This window comes from Nitrospirillum goiasense (genome assembly GCF_034427435.1).
Taxonomy (GTDB): Bacteria; Pseudomonadota; Alphaproteobacteria; order Azospirillales; family Azospirillaceae; genus Nitrospirillum.
The window spans coordinates 78,989-100,592 of the sequence record NZ_JAXQNP010000004.1; the positions used below are offsets into that span (position 1 = coordinate 78,989).

Annotated in this window: 13 protein-coding genes and 2 riboswitches; of the genes, 9 read left to right on the forward strand and 4 right to left on the reverse strand. The window is 67.7% G+C overall.

Features of this window, described 5'->3' with window-relative positions:
* Positions 1 to 240: 240 nt before the first annotated feature.
* Positions 241 to 342, reverse strand: a riboswitch (glycine riboswitch).
* A gap of 195 nt (positions 343 to 537) precedes the next feature.
* Positions 538 to 639, forward strand: a riboswitch (glycine riboswitch).
* A gap of 237 nt (positions 640 to 876) precedes the next feature.
* A complete protein-coding gene (locus tag ULB03_RS22320) occupies positions 877 to 4,149 on the forward strand; it encodes a S41 family peptidase (protein WP_322485306.1) in 3,273 nt (1,090 codons plus the stop codon).
* 58 nt (positions 4,150 to 4,207) lie between these two features.
* Here ULB03_RS22320 and ULB03_RS22325 read toward each other — a convergent pair whose 3' ends face one another.
* The 4 genes from ULB03_RS22325 to ULB03_RS22340 all read right to left on the reverse strand — a co-directional run bounded on the left by ULB03_RS22325 (position 4,208) and on the right by ULB03_RS22340 (position 9,592).
* Complete coding sequence (locus ULB03_RS22325) at positions 4,208 to 5,614, reverse strand: PepSY-associated TM helix domain-containing protein (protein ID WP_322485307.1); 1,407 nt, start codon at positions 5,612 to 5,614, stop codon at positions 4,208 to 4,210.
* 52 nt (positions 5,615 to 5,666) lie between these two features.
* The gene (locus ULB03_RS22330) at positions 5,667 to 8,099 is read right to left on the reverse strand and encodes a TonB-dependent receptor family protein (RefSeq protein WP_322485308.1); all 2,433 of its coding nucleotides are present in this window, start codon (positions 8,097 to 8,099) and stop codon (positions 5,667 to 5,669) included.
* A 154-nt stretch (positions 8,100 to 8,253) separates the two neighbouring features.
* A complete protein-coding gene (locus ULB03_RS22335; RefSeq protein ID WP_322485309.1) occupies positions 8,254 to 8,757 on the reverse strand; it encodes a hypothetical protein in 504 nt (167 codons plus the stop codon).
* Positions 8,758 to 8,857: 100 nt separating this feature from the next.
* Entirely contained in the window at positions 8,858 to 9,592 is a 735-nt protein-coding gene (locus tag ULB03_RS22340; protein WP_322485310.1) for a cyclic nucleotide-binding domain-containing protein, read from the reverse strand.
* Between the two features lie 241 nt (positions 9,593 to 9,833).
* Between ULB03_RS22340 and ULB03_RS22345 the strand changes: the two genes are divergently transcribed.
* Genes ULB03_RS22345 through moaA form a run of 8 tightly spaced genes read left to right on the forward strand, consistent with a single transcriptional unit; the run spans position 9,834 to position 21,587 of the window.
* A complete protein-coding gene (locus ULB03_RS22345) occupies positions 9,834 to 12,587 on the forward strand; it encodes a nitrate/nitrite transporter (protein ID WP_322485311.1) in 2,754 nt (917 codons plus the stop codon).
* Positions 12,588 to 12,602: 15 nt separating this feature from the next.
* On the forward strand, positions 12,603 to 16,358 hold the full coding sequence (locus ULB03_RS22350; protein WP_322485312.1) for a nitrate reductase subunit alpha: 3,756 nt from the start codon (positions 12,603 to 12,605) through the stop codon (positions 16,356 to 16,358).
* Positions 16,355 to 17,881: a nitrate reductase subunit beta gene (narH, locus tag ULB03_RS22355; RefSeq protein ID WP_322485313.1), complete on the forward strand. Its 1,527-nt coding sequence runs from the start codon at positions 16,355 to 16,357 to the stop codon at positions 17,879 to 17,881. Before ULB03_RS22350 ends, narH begins: the two co-directional genes overlap by 4 nt.
* Complete coding sequence (gene narJ, locus ULB03_RS22360; protein ID WP_322485314.1) at positions 17,881 to 18,591, forward strand: nitrate reductase molybdenum cofactor assembly chaperone; 711 nt, start codon at positions 17,881 to 17,883, stop codon at positions 18,589 to 18,591. The genes narH and narJ overlap by 1 nt, the downstream gene beginning before the upstream one ends.
* A gap of 15 nt (positions 18,592 to 18,606) precedes the next feature.
* On the forward strand, positions 18,607 to 19,368 hold the full coding sequence (gene narI / locus ULB03_RS22365; RefSeq protein ID WP_322485315.1) for a respiratory nitrate reductase subunit gamma: 762 nt from the start codon (positions 18,607 to 18,609) through the stop codon (positions 19,366 to 19,368).
* A 6-nt stretch (positions 19,369 to 19,374) separates the two neighbouring features.
* Positions 19,375 to 20,262, forward strand: coding sequence for a peptidylprolyl isomerase (locus ULB03_RS22370; protein WP_322485316.1), 888 nt, complete (start codon positions 19,375 to 19,377; stop codon positions 20,260 to 20,262).
* A gap of 12 nt (positions 20,263 to 20,274) precedes the next feature.
* Positions 20,275 to 20,556 carry a hypothetical protein gene (locus ULB03_RS22375; RefSeq protein ID WP_322485317.1) on the forward strand — a complete coding sequence of 94 codons (282 nt, stop codon included), beginning with the start codon at positions 20,275 to 20,277 and terminating at the stop codon, positions 20,554 to 20,556.
* A gap of 26 nt (positions 20,557 to 20,582) precedes the next feature.
* The gene (gene moaA / locus ULB03_RS22380; protein WP_322485318.1) at positions 20,583 to 21,587 is read left to right on the forward strand and encodes a GTP 3',8-cyclase MoaA; all 1,005 of its coding nucleotides are present in this window, start codon (positions 20,583 to 20,585) and stop codon (positions 21,585 to 21,587) included.
* Positions 21,588 to 21,604 lie beyond the last annotated feature (17 nt).

Genomic DNA, 21,604 nt, shown 5'->3' on the forward strand with positions numbered 1-21,604 from the left:
TCCACGATTGGCGTGACACGGCATTGCCCGGGAGTTGGGCCCGGACATGCGAAAGAGCAACGGTTATCGGGGCTGTGACGCACCCGTTCACAGAGCAGGACCTAATGCGGTTGATTTTTTTTCGCGCCTAATATTCGACGGGATTTCCCCGCCCACTCCGGCGCCCCATCTGTCTTTTTGCCTGAGAGATTTACTCCGTCGGCGGGTCAGCCGAAACCGGCGACCTCTTTCCAGATTTTGAGTGTTTGTACGGTCCTTTTGCCTGAGAGTTTCCGGGGCGGTTGCTCCTTCGGCGTCGACCAGGGGCAAAGCCCGTCAGCCGATCTCTCCCGTACAAGACGGTCCGGATGTTCGGGCACAAAAAAGGAAATGTCAATTGCATTCGTGCGGAAATTATTTTCGTGCGTTCCTGTCGCGATTCCGGTCCTTTTCTGCCTTTGCCCCTGCTTCGCGCTGCCGGCACACCTCCAGGTCCATTCCACCCAATTGTTAGGAAAAGGTGCTTGACACCCGATGGCGACTCTGGCGTTCAATGGTGGCGCTGATGCGGGAGAGACCGGCGACCGGAGTTATCCGTGAACTGGCGCCGAAGGAGCAACCGCCCCGGAAACTCTCAGGCAAACCGACAGGCGGAACGCACCGGCCATCCACCGCATGAGTGGGCGTCCGTGCCTAAACGCACCTTCAGCCTGGGTTTCCCGGACTGCAGGTTCCTTGTGCCATGTATCCCACCATCAGTCTGGGGCTTTGTCCCCACCGGCCAGCGCGGTGGCGGCGTGCTCTGATACAGCGTGCCCTGATTGTGCCGGTGTCCTATCGAACAACGATAAACAATGAAGCACGGAGGCAGTTTTGGGGATTTCCATTGGGGGGCTGGTGCGTCCCATCGTTGCGGTCTGCATCGTCCTGCTGGCGCCCGTCGGCGCCCCCGTCGGCGCTCAAGCGGCCGATCGGGCGTTGATGCGCTTTCCGGACATACATGGCGATGAAGTGGTCTTCTCCTACGCGGGCGACCTCTGGCTGGCTACCACCGCTGGCGGGACGCCGCGCCAGCTGACCAGCGGGCCTGGCCTGAAGCTGTTCCCTAAATTCTCCCCCGATGGTCAATGGATCGCCTTCACCGGCCAATATGGCGGTGATGAGCAGGTCTATGTGATGCCCGCCAAAGGCGGCGTTCCGCGCCAATTGACCTTTTATCCCGCCCTGGGGCCTTTGCCGGCCCGGTCGGGCTACGACAATCAGGTGACGGGATGGAGGCCGGATGGTTCCGCCATCCTTTTCCGGTCGCTTCGCGATGTGCCTACGGTGACGGAGGCGCGGCTTTACACCGTTCCCCGGACGGGTGGGGAGGTGGCGCCGCTGCCCATGGCGCGGGCTGGCGCGGGCGTGTTTTCCCCCGATGGGGGCAAGGTGCTGTTCTCCACCACCTCGCGCGATTTCCGGACGTGGAAGCGGTATCAGGGCGGTTGGGCGCAGGATCTGTTCGTCGCCGACCTGTCGTCCAAATCCCTGACGAACATCACCCACAACGTCCGCACCGACCGCGACCCGATGTGGACGCGCCGGGGCATCTTCTTCCTGTCGGACCGCGACGGCCATCTGAACCTGTATCAGACCGACGTCAACGGCGGGACCGTCCGCAAACTGACCAACTTCACTGCCGGGGATGCGGAATGGGCCAGCGCGGACGCGGATGGTAACATCGTCTTCCAGTATGAGGGCACGCTCCATGTCTATCGCGCGGCGGCGAATACCGAGCAGACCCTGACCCTGGACATTCCGGCCGGCGACGCGGCGGGCATGCCGCGCACGATCGGCGTGGGCGGCCAGGTGGAGGACAGCGCCCTGTCCCCGGATGGACACCGGGTCGCGGTCGTCGCCCGGGGGGATATCTTCCTGCTGCCCGTCGAGGGGCCAGGGGCCGCCGTGAACCTGACCCACAGTTCCGGCGTGCATGAACGCGCCGTCGCCTGGGCGCCTGACGGCCACAGCCTCGCTTTCCTGTCCGACCGTGGCGGGGATGAGGAACTGTGGGTCATGGCCAGCGATGGCGGCGGCGCGCGCGCCGTCACCCGCGACAGCCACACCCGCTATTACCGCCCCGTCTGGTCGCCCGATGGGCGTCACGTCGCCGTCTTGGACAAGGACGGCGGCTTGTTCGCGGTCGATGTCGCCACCGGCGCGCGCCGGTCGGTGGGCGCCACGCGGGCCTGGTTCCAGCGGGATTATGAATGGTCGCCCGATGGGCGCTACCTGACCTATGCGGAGATGCAGCCCAGCAACCTCCGCGCCATCCGCATCTGGGATGTCGAGACGGGCCGGAACGAGGTCGTCACCGATACCCTTTACGATTGCTTCAGTCCCGCCTGGTCACCGGATGGGCGGTATCTCTGGTTCCTGTCCGTCCGCGACCCGGTCTTGCAGGTGGCGGAAGGCGAATGGAACTATGCCGGTAACCGCCAAACGCGGATCTATGCGCTGGCGCTGCGGCACGATGTCCCGAACCCGTTCATGCCCCCCAATCCGGGGGAGGGTGCCAAGGGTGGGGCGGCGGCGTCCGCCGATGGCAAGGGGGCGAAGAAAGGCGCCGTCGTGGAGTATGACGGCCTGGCGCAGCGCCTGATACAGGCGCCCGTCGGCCCGGATAACTACGTGGACCTGACGGCCGCCGCCGACAGGCTGGCCTTCCGCCTGCACGATGACCCGACCTTCGCCGGCGGCGACGGACATGCCTCGCTGTTCAGCCTGCCTTTCAAGGGGGGCAAGACCATCCGCGTGGTCGATGCGCCCCGGGGGTATGACATGGACGCGGCGCGAACCACAGCCCTGCTTCAGGGCGGCAACAATTACTTGGCGGTCGCCCACCTGGATCCGGGCGGGGGAGCCGCCGGCGGCCCGACCCCCCTCGACCTCGGCCGTTTGGTCGTGACCATCAACCCCCGCGAGGAATGGGCGGAAATCTTCGATGAGGTTTGGCGCCGCTACCGCGACTTCTTCTACGACCCGGCCATGCAGGGGCACGATTGGAAGGCAATCGGCGCGCATTACCGGGCCCTGTTGCCGGCGGTCGGCAACCGCGCCGACCTGAATTACCTGATCGGTGAGATGATCGGTGAGCTGAACATCAGCCACGCCTATGTCGGCGGCGGGGATGAAGGGATGCAGTTCCGCCCCGGCACCGGGCTGCTGGGCGCGCGTTTCACCTTCGACCCGGCGGCGGGGCTCTGGCGCGTGGCCAAGGTGTTCGAGGGCGACAACGCCGACCCGCAATACCGTTCCCCCTTCACCGAGGTGGGAAGCCGCGTCGGGGTGGGGGAATACATCCTGGCCATCGATGGGCGGCCGCTGGACGCGAGCTTCGGTCCCGACCAGGCGCTGGCCGGCAAGGCGGACCAGATGGTGGAGGTGGCGGTCGGCCGTTCCCGCAGCGTGGAGCGGCGCGTGCTGGTCAAGACCCTGCACAGCGAGACCGCCCTGATCCGGCAGGAGCGCAAGCTGGACGCCATGCGTCTGGTCGACCGCCTATCGGGCGGCCGGATCGGCTACGTCCATATTTCCGACATGGGGCCCGCCGGGTTGGCCGAGTTTGTGAAGGACTGGTATGGCCAGTTGCGCAAGGACGGCATCGTCATCGACATCCGTGGCAATGGCGGGGGCAACGTGTCGCGCATGATCCTGGAGCGGTTGCTGCGCCCCGCCTACAGCCGGGGGTTCGTACGGGGGCTCCAGATCCCCCAGACCTATCCCTGGGGCAACTTCACCCAGGTCTTCACGGGTGAGATGGCCATGCTGGTGAATGAGAACACCATGTCGGACGGCGACACCATGGCCTGGACCTTCCAGCAGACGCACCGGGGGCCCTTGATCGGCGAACGCACCTGGGGTGGTGTCATCGGCGGCGGCGATACCGGGCCGCTGCTGGACGGCGGAAGCGTGACCGTGCCCCAGTTCGCCCTGGCCGGTCCCCATGGCGAATGGATCGTCGAGGGGCAGGGGGTGACGCCGGACATCGAGGTCGACTTCGACCAACCGGCCCTTAAGGGGGAACCCGACGCCCAACTGACCGCGGCGGTGCGGAACCTGCTGGACCGGATCAAGGGCAACCCCGGCTCGCTCGGGGGGCCTCAGCCCTATCCCATCCGGCCCTGAACCGGGAAGGACCGGTCTGGGCGATGGTGACGTCGCCCAGGCCGGTCCCCGCGCCCCGTCAGGCCGGTAGCCCCAGCCAATCCCGCGCCGCCGGCAGGCGCCGTAGCACCAGACGCTCCACCACCAGCACCCCGACGAGGGAGGCGCCCAACAGGGGCAGGAACACGCCCAGCGCCACCAGCAGGGCCGCGAACATCAGCGGCGCGCGGGCCGGCTGTCGCGAGGCGCGGGTGGCGGGCGGCGCCCCCAGCGCCTGGGCCGGCCGCCGGCGCAGCCACAGCACCACCGAGCTGACGGCCAGGGTGATCAGGCTAAGGGCGGTGAAGACGCCCAGGGCCTGGTTCAGCCAGCCGAACAGATGCCCCTCATGGGCCGCGACGCCGATGCCCACCATGCGGTCCACCCAATGCCGCTGGCTGAAATCCACCCGTTTCAGCACCTGACCGTCGGGGCTCAGCGTCAGGTCGGTGCGCAAGGGGCGGTTCTGGGCGTCCGACTTCGCTGTCCAATACCCGCCCGGCTGGCGCGGCGGGGAAATCAGCACCGGCGGCGCCAGGTTCAGGGGCGCCACCGTAGCGGCCAGGGCGTCCAGGGGTGCGTAATCCGCCTGGAGATTGGGGCCGGCCGGGGCGTGGCCATGATGGCCGGCATGCTCGTCACCGGCGGCCGCCCCGCCATTCATGGCCAGACGCTCCGCCAATTCGCCGGATCGGCCGGTGGTCCAGTCCTGCTTGGCCACGGCGGTGCCGGTGATCTGGCGGATTTCCTTGAAATAGGCGCCCCAGTTCTTGGACCAGGGCAGGCCGCTCAGCAGCAGGAACAGGGCGAAGAACGACACCCACAGGCCGACGACGGCGTGCAGGTCCCGCCAGAACGTGCGCCCACCCCGGCCCAGGCGGGGGTAAAGCACGCCGGCCAGGCCGTCCGCCTGGCGGGGCCACCACAGGTAAAGCCCGGTCAGGATCATGACGATGGCCCAGGACGCCGCCAACTCCACCACGAAGGATCCCTTGTCCCCCATCATCAGTTCGCCATGCAGGCGGAAGATGATGCGCATCAGGCGGTCATCCTCACTGACCACCTTCAGGATGGCCAGGGTCTGGGGATGGACATAGACCCGGAACTGCTCCGTCCCCCGCCCGACGATGACACGGGTGGCAGTGGCCGGGCCCTTGGGCAACTCATAGGCGTTCAGCACCCCGCCCGGCACCGCCGCCACGCCCGCCCGCGCCTGGTCGGCCGCGCTGGCCCAGGGGCCGGTGATGGTCAGGGTGTCATAGGGCCGGTCGATCAGCGCCTCCACCTGCGGCTTGAACAGGTACAGCGCGCCGGTCAGCGACAGCCAGACGATGAAGGGGATGCAGAACAGCCCGGCGTAGAAATGCCAGCGCCACACCGCCCGCAGGTCCAGCCAGGGGCGACGGCTGGCGGGCATCGCCTGGTCGGAAAGGGCTTCGATGCTCATCTTGGGTCTTCCCCCGTGGGTTTGCACCCACGGGGCCTCTGGTCGGGGTGGATCAGAATTTCACGCGGACGCCGCCGATCACGGTGCGGGGCGACCCCGCCCAGATCGAGCCGGTGCTGGCCGCCAGGGTGCCGGCGCCGTTCTGCCCGCCGGCCGCGTTCAAGGTGTCGGTGATGTTTGAGGCGGAGGCGACATAGGTCTCATCGAACACGTTGCGCACCTCGACATACAGGCGCAGGCCCGCCAGGCCGGGGGCCGACGGTTCGTAATGCAGGTTCACGTTCACCAGGTCATAGCCGGGGGCCTTCAGCAGGTTGGCGTTGTCCAGGTAAAAGGCGGCGCGGTGGTTGACCTCGACGAAGCCGCCCAGGCCCTTCAAGGCGCCGCTGGGCTGGTCATAGGCCACGCGGGCGTTGAGGTATGAGGGCATGACGCCCGGAATCTTGTTGCCCGAGCGGTTGAAGGCGGCGGAGCGCGCGCCGGTGCTCAGCACCTCGACATAGTCGTCGTAATACTGGTCATCCAGCAGATAGGCCGCCGACAGCCGCGCGCCGGGCAGGGCGTCGGGCAGGGGCTGCCACTCAGCCGACACCTCGATGCCGCGATGGATGGAGGAGGGGGCGTTGAAGGTGAAGGTCTGCAGGTTGGCGCCAGCGGATTGCGACACCAATTCGTTGGAGAAAAACTCATAGAAGCCGGTGACGGCGGCTTTCAGGGATGGCGCCGGCGTCCACTCGGCGCCCAGGTCGACGCCGACGTTGGACTGCGGCTTCAACTGGGTGTTGTTGCCGAAGGTCCCCTGCTGGGTCACGAACAGGTTGCCGGACTGGGGCGTGCCATAGCCGGTGGCGACGCGCGCATGCAGCCGCCAATCGCTGTCGGGCCGATAGACCAGCGACGCCTCCGGCGCCACGTTGAAGAAGGTGCGCTTGGCCCGGATCAGCGTGGTGGTGACATTGCCGCCCGAGGGGTAGGCGTAGGCGGTCTGCAGGGCGTCGATGTCGGTGTAATCGCCGCCGACGCCCGCCACCACGGTCCACTGCGGCGCCAGCGCCACCTCCTCCCGCAGGTGGGCGCCCAGATTGTAGTGGTGGCCGAAGATGGTCTGCGTCAGGGCTCCCAGGGCGCCGCCGCCGCCAGCCGCCGTGGGCGGCGCCAGGTTGTAGCTGTAGGAGTTCAGGTCCTCATAATTGAAGGACAGGCCGGCGAAGTGGGTGGCCTCAAGGCCCAGCACCTGGGCGTGGGCCGTGACGTCGCTCATCAGGTTGAAGGACGGGATGGTGCCCCGGGCGCTGGTGGCGCTGGTCGGCTGGTTATAGTCCCGGTTGTCGAAAACGAACTGGGTGCGCCAGACGGTGTCGGTGTCGATGTCATGCTCCCACCGCGCGCCGGCGATGGTGCGGCGGTCATGCCGTCCCAGGCCCGCCTGGTCGGGGCTCAGGGTCAGCTTGGCGCCGTTGACGCCGTTGGCATAGACGCTGACCCCGGCGCAGCCGGCCGCCGCCAGGGCGGCGCATCCGGTCTGATAGGGGTTCTGGTTGAACTGGTTCAGCGACAGCCGCAGGGACAGGTTGGTGTCCAGGTCGTTGTTGACCAGCTTCACCGTGATGCGGTCGTTGGGGCTGACGTCGAATGTGGCTAGAAGGTTTTCCGTCGTGGTGTTGAAGGAGCTGTGGGCGGTGGTGCCATTGCCGCGCACATGGCTGCCGAACAGGCTGTAGTCGATGGTGTCGTATTGCGCGCCGACGGTGGCGTAGGCGTTGACATAGCCGTGATCGCCGATGTCCGTTCCCGCCTCGGCCCCGTCGATGTCGGCGCCGCTCCGCGTGCGGAAATTGATGGCGCCGCCGGTGGCGTAGTTGCCGTACAGGGCGGAAGAGGGGCCCTTGATGACGTCGATCCCGGCATAGGCGTGCGGGTCGGTCAGGTCGGTGCGGGACAGGCCGTCCGGCTGGGTGACGGGGAAGCCGTCCTCGAACACCTGGACATTGCGGATGCCGAAGGTCTGCCGCTCGTTCGATCCCCGGACGGAAACCGACACGTCGCGCGGGCCGTTGCCCTGCAGCATGGTGACGCCCGGCGTCAGGGACAGGATGTCGGCGACGGAGAAGGCCGGGCTGTTCTTGAACTGGTCGCGGCCCACCGTGCCCATGGTCTGGCCCATGGGCTGGAGGGTGGGTTGGTCGCCGACGCGCCGCGCGGCCCGCTCAGCGGTCACCAGCACCTCATGCTGGGGCGACGGTCGGGCCATGACTGGGTTGGCGGCGGGCGCCGCCGCCGCGTCTTCGGCATCCAGGGCCGCCAATGCGGCCTGGACCTGGTCCAACTGCCGTTGCAGGGCCGCCCGTCGTTCGGCTTTGGATGCTGGTGCTGCCTCGGCGCTTTGGACGGTTTGGGCCACGGCGGGGGCGATTGCGGCCATGGATAGGGCGAGAGCGGCCGGCAGCGCGATGGCGCCGCCGGTCCGGGATGGGGAACGGAGCACGGGATGACTCTCCTGCGGCCGCCCCTAGGGCTGTCCCAAAGGGGGCGTCCCAAAAGGCGGCCAAGACGTGTTCACGGCCGCGATCAGGCGCGCCGGAACACGAGCGATGACGATAAGGCCGGCCCAAACGGGGGCCGGGAGCGATCGGGTCAGGTCAGGAGAGGACGAGGGGCGGCCCGCGGGCCAGCCGCGTGCCCGGCGGCCGCGGGCGCGGCCAGGGTGCCGACAGGGCGAATGCCCAACCGAGAGCGCGGGGCTGGGTAGGCAGGACCAGGATGACCGCCAGCAGGCCCACCGCCAGGGCCGCGACCGCCGCGAACACGCAGGGCGCGTCCATGCCGTGGCCGGCATGGTCCCCATGATGATGCATGCCGGGATTGGCCAGCATCGCCTGGGCCATGGCCGGGTCGGCCATCATCGTCTTGGTCATGGCCGGGTCGGCCATCTGGGCGTCGGTCATCACCGACAGGGCGTCATGCACGCTGTCGCACAGGATGACCGCCGTCGCGCCCGGCTCCCCGGCGTGGGGATTGGGCATGTAGCCGGCCGGGATCAAGCCGCGCAGCAGCAGGGCCAGCGCCAACAGCCAGAACCAGCGCCGGGGCTGGCGCCCCTGCGGTGGAAATCCTCTGGCGCGGTGGCGGCGATGCGGTTGCATAAGGTCCCTGATATGAAAGCGGGGCGGTGCCTGTCAATGCGCATGTCCCCAGGGGAGCATGTCCTCAATGACCAAGTCCGCTATCGCGCCCACTGCGCCTTCAGGCTTTGGCCATTGCAGGACCGGGGGCGGGTGGGAACCGCGTATCGGCCTCCCTCTGGTCGATCAACGGATCGGGCCGCGCATAGCGGATCAGGGCGTCACGGTGCGTGATCTCGATATCGCTGCCGGAGACGACCACGCCATGGGCGCGCAGCGTGGCGAAGCCGCGTGACAGGTTTTCCGGTGTCATGCCCAGGCGCGAGGCCAGCACCCGCTTCTCGCAGGGCAGGGGAACCCGGTTCCCCTCGCCCGCCTGCCCCAGCATCCAATTCGCCAACCGTTCGGTTCCCGTGCGCAGCTTCAGGTTTTTCAGATCGCGGATCGCCTGGCGATACCCACCGGCCAGTTCCATGACGATGGCCGTCATGAAGGCGGCGTCCTGGGTCATGGCCTGGCGCACCTTTTCCGCCGGGATCATGACGATGCGCGACTTCTCGATGGTGCGGGCGGATTGAAGATAGACCTGGTCCTTCAGCACCGCCGCCAGGATGAAGGTGCCCAAGGGCTGCACCAGGTCCAGCGTCGTCTCCTCCCCCTCCGTCCCGGCATACATTTCCACCAGGCCGTCGGTGACGATGTGGAGGAAGTCAGCCCTCTCCCGTTCCTGGATCAGCGTGACGCCGGAGGGGAAGCGCTGCAGGAAGCCGGCGGTCACCAAATCCGCGAAGGTCTCCTCACGAATGTCGCGGAACAGGGGCAGGGCCCTAATTTCGCTGGCGTCATCGGGTCTCACGGCACGTCCCCCTTGCTTCCCATTTCTCACCATACTTCGTTCTTGATATTTGTCAAACGTTAAAATAAATAAAGTCAATATGATAATCAAAATTTGCCTATGTCTGGTCTTTTACTTTTAAATTGACCGTGTTTTGCGCCGTTCATCCAATACTCGTTGATTCAAATCAAGGTTAGTTCCCCGGCAAATCCATAGCGTTTGGTCGGCGCCTACTATTGCGCCTTCCAACGGCCGGGGTCCCATGATGTCTGCCCATCCCGATGCAGCCGCCGCCGACCGGCGCGTTTCGCTGGTCATGAGCACGCTCGCCTTCACTGTCTGCTTCGCTGTCTGGACCATTTTCTCCATCATCGGCATCCGTGTCCGGCAGGAACTGGGGCTGTCCGAAACCCAGTTCGGCCTGCTGGTCGGCACGCCCATCCTCACTGGCTCCCTGATCCGCATCGCCCTCGGCATCTGGACGGATCGATATGGCGGCCGTCCGGTGCTGGTGGGCACCATGGTGTCGGCCGCCGTCGCCACCTTCCTGCTGTCCTACGCCCACACCTATCCCCAGATGCTGGTGGCGGCGCTGGGCGTGGGCATCGCCGGCGGCTCCTTCGCTGCGGGCGTCGCCTATGTCTCGCGGTGGTTCCCGCCGGAGCGGCAGGGCACCGCCCTGGGCATCTTCGGCGCCGGCAACGTGGGCGCCGCCGTGACCAAGTTCCTGGCGCCGTTCGTGCTGGTCGCCTACGGCTGGCAGATGGTCGCCCAGGTCTGGGCCGCCGCCCTGGTGCTCATGGCCGTGGTGTTCTGGTTCACCACCAAGGACGATCCCGTCCTGGTCGCCCGCCGGCGGGAGGGCCGCGCGGCCCCCGCCGCCTGGCTGGAGCTGGAGCCGCTGAAGAACGTCCAGGTGTGGCGCTTCGCCCTCTATTACTTCTTCGTCTTCGGCGCCTTCGTGGCCCTGGCCCTGTGGCTGCCCCAGTACCTGATCAAGGTTTACGGGGTGGATATCCGCGCCGCCGGCATGATCGCCGCCGCCTTCTCCATCCCCGCCAGCCTGTTCCGCGCCTATGGCGGCCACCTGTCCGACACCTACGGCGCCCGGCGCGTCCTGTACTGGACCTTCCTGGTGTCCATCCTGGCCACTTTCATCCTGTCCTACCCGCCCACCGACTATGTCGTGCACGGTGCCCGGGGCACCGTCGCCTTCCATATGGAAATGGGCCTCATCCCCTTCACGGTCACCGTCTTCGTCCTGGGCTTCTTCATGGCCCTGGGCAAGGCCGCGGTCTACAAGCACATCCCCGTCTACTATCCCCAGCATGTGGGGGCGGTGGGCGGCCTGGTGGGCATGATCGGCGGCCTGGGCGGCTTCGTCCTGCCCATCCTGTTCGGCACCCTGCTGGACCTCACCGGCTTGTGGACCAGTTGCTTCATGGCGCTGTTCCTGCTGGTGGGCGGGGCGCTGCTGTGGATGCACCTGTCCGTCCGCCGCATGGAGCAGATGGCCGCCGGCCCGGTGCTGGACGCGCTGCCGCCCTTCCCGGAGATGCAGGGCATGCCGGCGCCGGTGCGGGCGCCCAAGAAGGAGGGGGCCGTCCTGACCGATTGGCGGCCGGAGGATGCGGACTTCTGGGCGGCCAAGGGCCGGCGCATCGCCCGGCGCAACCTGTGGCTCTCCATCCCGGCGCTGCTGCTGTCCTTCGCCATTTGGCAGGTGTGGTCGGTGGTGGTGGCCAAGCTGCCCCTGGTCGGCTTCCGCTTCACCACGGACCAGCTTTTTTGGCTGGCGGCGCTGCCCGGCCTGTCGGGCGCCACGCTGCGCATCTTCTATTCCTTCATGGTTCCCATCTTCGGCGGCCGGCTGTGGACGACGCTGGCCACCTGGTCGCTCATGATCCCGGCGCTGGGCATCGGCTACGCCGTGCAAAGCCCCGACACGCCCTACGCCGTGTTCCTGATCCTGGCGCTGTTCTGCGGCTTCGGCGGCGGCAACTTCGCCTCCTCCATGGCCAACATCTCCTTCTTCTTCCCCAAGGCGGAGAAGGGCAACGCGCTGGCCCTGAACGCCGGCCTGGGCAACTTGGGCGTCAGCGTCGTGCAGTTCGTCGTGCCGCTGGTCATCACCGCCGGCATCTTCGGCTGGGTGGGCGGCGACCCGGCCCTGGTGACGGGGCCGGCCGGTCCCACGCCGCTGTGGATGCAGAACGCCGGCTTCGTCTTCGTGCCCTTCATCGCCCTGTCGGCCTTCGCCGCCTGGTTCGGCATGAACGACATCGCCTCGGCCAAAGCGTCCTTCGCCGACCAGGCGGTCATCTTCCGTCGCCGGCACAACTGGATCATGTGCTGGCTCTACACCGGCACCTTCGGGTCCTTCATCGGCTATTCCGCGGGCTTCCCCCTGCTGGCCAAGACCCTGTTCCCGGACGTCAACGCCCTGCAGTTCGCCTTCCTGGGCCCGCTGGTGGGGGCGCTGTCCCGCTCCGGCACCGGTTGGCTGGCGGACCGCTACGGCGGCGGCCGGGTGACCGTCGGCGCCTTCCTGCTGATGATGGCGGGGGTGTGCGGGGTGCTGTGGTTCATCGGCGCCAAGGACCAGCCCCACGCCTTCACGGGCTTCTTCCTCTCCTTCCTGCTGCTGTTCTTCGCCACCGGCGTGGGCAACGCCTCCACCTTCCAGATGATCCCGGCGATCATGGGCAGCGAGATGGCCCGGCTGATGCCGGAGGCGGATGCCGCGACGCGGGCGCGCCACGCCGCGACCGAGGCCGCCGCCATTACCGGCTTCACCTCGGCCATCGCCGCCTTCGGCGCCTTCTTCATCCCCAAGAGCTACGGCACCGCCATCGCGCTGACGGGCGGGCCGCAGGCGGCGCTGTGGGCTTTCTTCGGCTTCTACGTGACCTGCGTGGTCCTCACCTGGGCCGTCTACACCCGCAAGGGCGGCCTGTTGCACGACATTGAGCGCGCCCGGCGCGGCGCGCCCATCCATCCGGCCGCGGCCGAATAAAAAAGGACGGGACAAATGTCTCATTTTCTCGACCGGCTGACCTTCTTCCGGCGCAGCGTCGACCAGTTTTCCAACGGCCACGGCATCGTGACCGATGAAGACCGCTCCTGGGAGGACGGCTACCGCAAGCGCTGGCAGCACGACAAGATCGTGCGCTCCACCCATGGCGTGAACTGCACGGGCTCGTGCTCGTGGAAAATCTACGTCAAGGGCGGCATCGTGACTTGGGAGACGCAGCAGACGGACTATCCGCGCACGCGGCCCGACCTGCCCAACCATGAACCGCGCGGCTGCGCCCGGGGCGCCTCCTACAGCTGGTATCTCTATTCCGGCGCGCGGGTGAAGTACCCCATGGTGCGCGGCCGGCTGCTGAAGCTGTGGCGGCAGGCCCGTGCCACCCTGCCGCCGGTGGCCGCCTGGGCGTCCATCGTCGGGGACGAGGCCAAGCGCAAGTCCTACACATCCATCCGGGGACACGGCGGCTTCGTCCGCGCCACCTGGGATGAGGTGAACGAGATCATCGCCGCCGCCAACGCCCACACGGTGCGTGCCCATGGGCCGGACCGGGTGGTGGGCTTCTCCCCCATCCCGGCCATGTCCATGGTGTCCTACGCGGCGGGGTCGCGCTATCTATCCCTGCTGGGCGGCGTCTGCATGTCGTTCTACGACTGGTATTGCGACCTGCCGCCGGCCAGCCCGCAGACCTGGGGCGAACAGACGGACGTGCCGGAATCCGCCGACTGGTACAACGCCGGCTTCATCATCGTCTGGGGGTCCAACGTGCCGCAGACGCGCACGCCCGACGCCCATTTCTATACCGAGGTCCGCTACAAGGGCACCAAGAGCGCGGTCGTCAGCCCCGACTACGCCGAGGCCACCAAGTTCGCCGACATCTGGCTGAACCCCAAGCAGGGCACGGACGCGGCGCTGGCCATGGCCATGGGCCACGTCATCCTGCGCGAATACCATCTGGACCGCACGGTCCCGTATTTCGACGACTACACCCGGCGTTACACCGACATGCCCTTCCTGGTGCGGCTGGTGCAGCGGGAGGGGCGCCTGGTGCCGGAACGCCTGCTGCGCGCCTCCGACCTGCCGGGCGGCCTGGGCCAGGACAACAATCCCGACTGGAAGACGGTGGCCATCAATGAGGCGACCGGGGAACTGGTGGCGCCCCTGGGCTCTGCCGGCTATCGCTGGGGCGAGGCCGGCAAGTGGAACCTGGAGGAAAAGGACGGGCAGGGCCGCGACGTCCGCCTGGCCCTGACACTGGCGGGGTCGGCCCTGGTGGGGTCGGAAGAGGTCGCCCCGGTCGACTTCCCCTATTTCGGCGGCCGTGCCACCGAGCATTTCGTGGCGACGGAGCATGATGAGATCCTGACCCGCGCCGTGCCGTGCCGCACCCTGGCCATGGCCGACGGTAGCCAGGTCAAGGTCGCCACCGTCCATGACCTGATGATGGCCAACTACGGCCTGGATCGCGGGTTCGGCGGCGGCAACGTGGCCAGCAGCTACGATGATGACGTGCCCTTCACCCCCGCCTGGGCGGAGCGGGTCACCGGCGTGCCGCGCAACGCCATCATCACCGTTGCCCGCGAATTCGCCACCAACGCGGAAAAGACCAACGGCCGGTCCATGATCATCATCGGCGCCGGCATCAACCACTGGTACCACATGGACATGGCCTATCGCGGGGTCATCAACCTGCTGGTCTTCTGTGGGGCCATCGGCCAGTCGGGTGGCGGCTGGTCGCACTATGTCGGGCAGGAGAAGCTGCGGCCGCAGACCGGCTGGCAGCCCCTGGCCTTCGGCCTGGACTGGAGCCGCCCGCCGCGGCACATGAACTCCACCTCCTTCTTCTACGCCCATACCGATCAGTGGCGGTATGAGACGCTGACGGCGGCGGAGATCCTGTCGCCCACCGCCCCGGAGGGGGAGTGGGGCCACAGCTTCATCGACTACAACGCCCGGGCGGAGCGCATGGGCTGGCTGCCCTCCGCGCCGCAGTTGCGGCAGAATCCCCTGGACCTGGCCGCCCGTGCCGAGGCGGCGGGGCTGGAGGCCAAGGACTATGTGGCGCGCGGCCTGAAGTCGGGCGAGCTGGAATTGTCCTGCCATGACCCGGACCACCCGGACAACTGGCCGCGCAACATGTTCGTCTGGCGGTCCAACCTGCTGGGCTCTTCCGGCAAGGGGCACGAATACTTCCTGAAGCACCTCCTGGGCACCACCCATGGCGTCATGGGCAAGGATTTGGGCGCCGAGGGCGCGGTGCGCAACCGCGACGTCGTGTGGCGGGACCAGGCCCCGCAAGGCAAGCTGGACCTGCTGGTGACGCTGGACTTCCGCATGTCCACCACTTGCGTCTATTCCGACATCGTGCTGCCCACGGCCACCTGGTACGAGAAGAACGACCTCAACACCTCCGACATGCACCCCTTCATCCATCCGCTGTCCGCCGCGGTGGACCCGGCGTGGGAGGCGCGGTCGGATTGGGAGATCTACAAGGGCCTGGCCAAGACCTTCTCCCGCGTGGCGCCGGAGGTGCTGGGCGTGGAGCAGGACGTGGTGCTGACGCCCATCCTGCACGACACCCCGGCCGAACTGGCCCAGCCGTTGGACGTCAAGGACTGGGCCAAGGGTGAGGTCGACCCCATTCCCGGCCGCACCATGCCGTCGGTCAGCGTGGTGACCCGCGACTATCCCAACCTGTACGCCCGCTTCACCGCCCTGGGCCCGCTGCTGACCCAGTCGGGCAACGGGGGCAAGGGAATCACCTGGAAGACGGCGCATGAGGTGGAGGCCCTGGGCGCGCTGAACGGCGTGCATGCCGAGGGGCCGGCCAAGGGCCAGCCCCGCATCGACAGCGACATCGACGCCGCCGAAACCATCCTGATGCTAGCGCCGGAAACCAATGGCGAGGTGGCGGTGAAGGCGTGGGAGGCGCTGTCCAAGGCCACGGGCCGCGAGCATGCCCACCTGGCCCTGCCCAAGGAGGATGAGAAGATCCGCTACCGGGACATCCAGGCCCAGCCGCGCAAGATCATCTCCTCCCCCACCTGGTCGGGCATCGAGAGCGAGAAGGTCTGCTACAACGCCGGCTACACCAACGTCCATGAGCTGATCCCCTGGCGCACCCTGACCGGCCGCCAGCAGCTGTACCAGGATCATCTGTGGATGCGGGCCTTCGGTGAGGGCTTCGTCACCTGGAAGCCGCCGGTGGACCTCAAGACCATCCCCGCCGTGAAGGGCCTGCGCCCCAACGGGCACAAGGAACTGGTCCTGAACTTCCTGACGCCGCACCAGAAGTGGGGCATCCACTCCACCTACAGCGACAACCTGCTGATGCTGACGCTGAACCGCGGCGGCCCGGTGGTGTGGATCTCCGAGGATGACGCCAAGGCCGGCGGCATCGTCGACAACGACTGGGTGGAGGTGTTCAACGCCAACGGCGCCCTGACGGCCCGGGCCGTGGTGTCGCAACGCATCAAGCCCGGCATGATGCTGATGTACCACGCGCAGGAAAAGATCGTGAACACGCCGGGGTCGGAACTGACCGGCAACCGGGGCGGCATCCACAATTCCGTCACCCGCACCGTGCCGAAGCCCACCCACATGATCGGTGGCTACGCCCACCAGGCCTACGGCTTCAACTACTACGGCACCGTGGGTGCCAACCGTGACGAGTTCATCGTCGTCCGCAAGATGGCCAAGGTCGATTGGCTGGAACAACCCCTGTTGGCCACGGGCCCGAAGGAGGCCGCAGAATGAAGATCCGCGCCCAGATCGCGATGGTGCTGAACCTCGACAAGTGCATCGGCTGCCACACCTGTTCCGTCACCTGCAAGAACGTGTGGACCAGCCGCGAAGGCGTCGAATACGCCTGGTTCAACAACGTGGAGACCAAGCCCGGCATCGGCTATCCAAAGGAGTGGGAGAACCAGAAGCGCTGGAACGGCGGCTGGCGCCGGCGGCGCGATGGCCGGATCGAGCCGCGCATGGGCGCCAAGTGGCGCATCCTGGCCAACATCTTCGCCAACCCCGACCTGCCCGAGATCGACGACTTCTACGAGCCCTACACCGTCGATCACGAACACCTGCAGACCGCTGGGGAATCCCAGGCATTCCCCACCGCCCGCCCGCGTTCCGCCATCACCGGCCAGCGCATGGAAAAGGTGGAGTGGGGCCCCAACTGGGAGGAAATCCTGGGCGGGGAGTTCGAGAAGCGGTCGCGGGACGTGAATTTCGACGGCGTGCAGAAGGAGATCTACGGCCAGTTCGAAAACACCTTCATGATGTACCTGCCGCGCCTGTGCGAGCACTGCCTGAACCCGGCCTGCGTTTCCGTCTGCCCGTCCGGCGCCATCTACAAGCGCGAGGAGGACGGCATCGTCCTGATCGACCAGGACAAGTGCCGGGGCTGGCGCATGTGCGTCTCGGGCTGCCCCTACAAGAAGATCTATTACAACTGGTCTTCCGGCAAATCGGAGAAGTGCATCTTCTGCTTCCCCCGTATCGAGGCGGGGCAGCCCACCGTCTGTTCCGAAACCTGCGTCGGCCGTATCCGCTATCTGGGCGTCCTGCTCTACGACGCCGACCGGATCGAGGCGGCGGCCAGCGTGCCGGATGAAAAGGACCTGTACCAGGCGCAGTTGGACCTGTTCCTGGACCCCAAGGACCCGGCGGTGATCGCCCAGGCCCGCGCCGACGGTGTGCCCGAGAGCTGGATCGAGGCGGCGCGCCATTCCCCCATCTGGAAGATGGCCATGGAATGGAAGGTGGCCTTCCCGCTGCACCCGGAATACCGGACCCTGCCCATGGTCTGGTACGTCCCACCGCTGTCGCCCATCCAGTCGGCCGCCGCCGCCGGCAAGATGGGGCTGGACGGCGACATGCCCGACGTCCGTTCCCTGCGCATCCCGCTGAAATACCTGGCGAACCTGTTGACCGCCGGGGCGGAGGAGCCGGTGGCCCTGGCGCTGGAGCGTATGCTGGCCATGCGCGGCTACATGCGGGCCAAGACGGTGGACGGCCGCCTGGACGAGGCCATCGCCGCCAAGGTGGGCCTGACGGGCGCGGCCATCGAGGACATGTACCAGATCATGGCCATCGCCAATTACGAGGACCGCTTCGTCATCCCCACCGCGCACCGGGAATGGAGCCAGGACACGCAGGACCTGCGCGGCGGCTGTGGCTTCTCCTTCGGCAACGGCTGCTCGGGCGGCAGCACGGACACCAACCTGTTCGCCACGTCGCGCGTGAAGAAGGCGCGGAATCCCATGGAGATCGCGTGATGGCCACCACCCTACCCATTGGCACCACCCCAACCCTCAAGGCGCTGTCGGCGCTGCTGACCTATCCCACGCCTGCGCTGATCGCCGTGTTGCCGGAAATCGGAAACCTGATCATCGCCCAAGGCCACGCGGCCGATGGCTTGCTGCGGCCGCTGCTGGACGATCTGGCCGGTCGGGACCTGTATGATCTGCAGGAAAGCTATGTCGACCTGTTCGACCGCAGCCGCCGCCTGTCGCTGCACCTGTTCGAGCATGTGCACGGCGAAAGCCGCGACCGGGGCCAGGCCATGGTCGACTTGGCCGCCCATTACGAGAACGCCGGCCTGTCGCTGGCGGTGAACGAACTGCCCGACTACCTGCCCCTGTTCCTGGAGTTCCTGTCCACACGGCCGGAGGCGGAGGCGCGGGCCCTGCTGGGCGAGACCGCGGCCATTCTGGCGACGCTGGAGGAACGGCTGGCCAAGCGCGGCTCCCTCTACGCGCCGCTGTTCACTCTGCTGCTGGCCTTGACCGAGGCGGTGGGCGCCGAGCGGGAGGGCGCCGATACCGACGACCATGAGGCGAATGATCTGGCCGCCCTGGATGCCGAGTGGGAGGAGGCGGCCGTCACCTTCGGCCCCGGCACGCCGGGTGACGGGTGTTCCGTCGACCGCCTGCGCACCCGCCTGCGGGCCGAGCGCCGCGACGCCCGCCACAGCGCCCACTCTTGAGAAATGGAGGCGACGATGTCCGAGACCATCAACGGCATCCTGTTCGGCTGGTATCCCTATCTCTGCCTGACGGTGTTCCTGCTGGGCAGCCTGATCCGTTATGACCGCGAGCAGTACACCTGGAAGACGGGATCGTCCCAGTTGCTGCGGCGCCGGCAATTGCGGCTGGGGTCCAATCTGTTCCACATCGGCATCCTGACCATCTTCCTGGGGCATACCGGCGGCCTGCTGACCCCCATCCAGGTCTTTGACACGCTGGGCATCGGCCATGGCTTCAAGCAGGGTCTGGCCATCACCGTGGGCGGCATCGCCGGCGTGGCCTGCTTCGTCGGCATCGCGCTGCTGGCCCATCGCCGGCTGTTCGATCCCCGTATCCGCGCCACCTCCAGCTTCGGCGACACCGCCATCCTGCTGCTGCTGTGGGCGCAACTGACCCTGGGGCTCAGCACCATCTTCGTTTCCCTGGGGCATATGGACGGGCACGAGATGGTGAAGTTCATGGACTGGGCCCAGGGCATCGTGACGCTACGGCCGGGCGCCGCCGCCCATGTGGCCGACGTGCATCCCATTTTCAAGGCGCACCTGCTGCTGGGCATGACCCTGTTCCTGGTCTTCCCCTTCACCCGCCTGGTCCATGTGTGGAGCGCGCCCATCTGGTATCTGGCGCGTCCCGGCTATCAGGTCGTGCGCTCGCGCTTCGCCCAGCCACGTTGGACCCAGCCACGCGGGCCGGTGGCGCCCCGGTCGGGCGCCGCGATCCGACCGGCGGGGGAGTGACGGCCCATGGACACGCATTCCCATCCCCATGAGGCGCCCGCCGCCGCACCGGCGGACGCCAAGGTCTCCCTCGATATCCTGATGCAGCGGATGAAGGCCGCCCCACCGCCCATCACGGTCAACGGCGTGGTCATCCCCCGCCAGGCCATCGCGGAGGAGGTGCAGCACTTTCCGGCGGACAACCCTGCCCAGGCGTGGCAGGCCGCCGCCCGTGGCCTGGTGTTGCGCGAACTGCTGATGCAGGAGGCCCGGCGCCTGGCGATCACGGCGCGGCCCCAAGCCGATGCCGACGGCCGGGTGGAGACGGAGGAGGACGCCCTGCTGCGGGCGCTGGTGGAGCGGGAGGTGGCGGTGCCCGAGGCGGACGAGGCCAGCCTGCGCCGCTTCTACGGCAACAACACCCAGCGCTTCATGACGCCGGCCCTGTATGAGGCGGACCATATCCTGATCGCGGCGCGGCGGGATGACGATGCCGCCTTCGCCGCCGCGCGGGACAAGGCGGCGGCGCTGGCCGCCCTCCTGGCGACCGAGCCGGGCCGGTTCGCGGCCTTGGCGCGGGACTTCTCCGGCTGCCCGTCCGCCACCGTCGGGGGCAGCCTGGGCCAGATCGGGCCGGGGGACACGACGCCGGACTTCGAGGCGGCGCTGGCGGTATTGGATGAGGGGGCCATCTCCCCGCCGGTGGAAACCCGCTATGGCGTCCACCTCATCCGCCTGAACCGCAAGATTCCCGGCCGGCAGCTTCCCTTCGAGGCGGTGCGGGACACCATCGCCCGGTATCTGACCGACCATGTGCGGCGCCAGGCGACGGCGCAATACCTGGCGCTGCTGGTGGGCCGGGCGACCATCCAGGGCATCGCGCTGGACGGGGCGGCCACGCCCCTGGTGCAGTGAAAGGGGACGGTCATGTTCGGCAATTTGATCGCGTCCCTGGACGATCCGGCGGTGGCCGACGGCGTGCTGCGCGCCCTGGACGACGCGGCCCTGTCCGGGCGGGTGGACGCCTGGGCGTCGGCCAGCGGCCAGCCCCCGGCGGCGGTGCTGTCCCTCTGCGTGCGCCATTTCCTGGACACCGCGTCCGACGACCTGTGGACCCAGCTCATTGGCATCATGAGCCGGGCTGAGGACCCCGGCCTGGCGGCGGTGCGCGCCATCCTGACGAAGATGCTGCCAGAAGGTGAGGCATGAGTGGGGCAGGCATGAGTGGGAGAGGCATGACCGGCCCTTGCGCCCTGGTCGATACCTTCGGCCGGCGTGTCAGCTATTTGCGCCTGTCGGTGACGGACCGCTGCGACCTTCGCTGTGTCTATTGCATGGCGGAGGACACGGCCTTCGTGCCCCGGGCGGAGCTGCTGTCGCTGGAGGAATTGGACCGCTTGGCCGCCGCCTTCGTCACCCTGGGCGTGACCAAGCTGCGCCTGACGGGGGGCGAGCCGCTGGTGCGCCGGGGGGTGATGGACCTGGTGGCGGGGCTGTCGCGGCACCTGCGCGATGGCACCTTGCGGGAGCTGACCCTGACCACCAACGGCACGCAATTGGCCCGCCATGCCGACGCGCTGGCGCGGGCCGGGGTCCGCCGGATCAATGTCTCGCTGGACACGCTGGACCCGGCCCGCTACCGCGCCCTGACGCGCGGCGGGCAGTTGGGAACGGTCATGGACGGCCTGCGCGCGGCGTTGGAGGCCGGCCTGCGGGTGAAGCTGAACGCCGTGGCGCTGCGGGGGACCACCGGCGAGGAAATCCACGATCTGATCGCCTTTGCCCATGGTCAGGGCATGGACCTGACCCTGATCGAAACCATGCCCCTGGGCGACGTGGGCGTGGACCGCACCGATCAGTACCTGCCCCTGGACCAGCTGCGGCGCGAGATCGGGACGCGGTGGACCCTGACGGACACGGCGGAGCGCACGGGCGGCCCCGCCCGCTATGTCCGCGTGGCCGAAACCGGGGGCCGTATCGGCTTCATCACCCCGCTCAGCCATTCCTTCTGCGAAAGCTGCAACCGGGTGCGGGTCAGCGCCACCGGGGTCCTCTACACCTGCCTAGGGCAGGAGGACCGGGTGGATTTGCGGGCGCCGCTGCGCGGGTCCGAGGGCGACGCGGCGCTGCACGCCGCCATCGCCGCCGGCCTGGCCGCCAAACCTCGCGGCCATGATTTCCACATCGGCCCGGGCGGCCGCCCCGCCCTGGCCCGCGCCATGTCGGCCCTGGGCGGGTGATTTGGCGGCGGGTGATT

Excerpts from the sequence above, each read along its gene's own strand:
- moaA (WP_322485318.1), top strand. The coding sequence starts at position 20,583 with ATGACCGGCCCTTGCGCCCTGGTCGATACCTTCGGCCGGCGTGTCAGC.
- narI (WP_322485315.1), top strand. The coding sequence starts at position 18,607 with ATGTCCGAGACCATCAACGGCATCCTGTTCGGCTGGTATCCCTATCTC.
- ULB03_RS22335 (WP_322485309.1), bottom strand. The coding sequence starts at position 8,757 with ATGCAACCGCATCGCCGCCACCGCGCCAGAGGATTTCCACCGCAGGGG.
- ULB03_RS22375 (WP_322485317.1), top strand. The coding sequence starts at position 20,275 with ATGTTCGGCAATTTGATCGCGTCCCTGGACGATCCGGCGGTGGCCGAC.
- ULB03_RS22345 (WP_322485311.1), top strand. The coding sequence starts at position 9,834 with ATGATGTCTGCCCATCCCGATGCAGCCGCCGCCGACCGGCGCGTTTCG.
- ULB03_RS22370 (WP_322485316.1), top strand. The coding sequence starts at position 19,375 with ATGGACACGCATTCCCATCCCCATGAGGCGCCCGCCGCCGCACCGGCG.
- ULB03_RS22350 (WP_322485312.1), top strand. The coding sequence starts at position 12,603 with ATGTCTCATTTTCTCGACCGGCTGACCTTCTTCCGGCGCAGCGTCGAC.
- ULB03_RS22325 (WP_322485307.1), bottom strand. The coding sequence starts at position 5,614 with ATGAGCATCGAAGCCCTTTCCGACCAGGCGATGCCCGCCAGCCGTCGC.
- narJ (WP_322485314.1), top strand. The coding sequence starts at position 17,881 with ATGGCCACCACCCTACCCATTGGCACCACCCCAACCCTCAAGGCGCTG.
- narH (WP_322485313.1), top strand. The coding sequence starts at position 16,355 with ATGAAGATCCGCGCCCAGATCGCGATGGTGCTGAACCTCGACAAGTGC.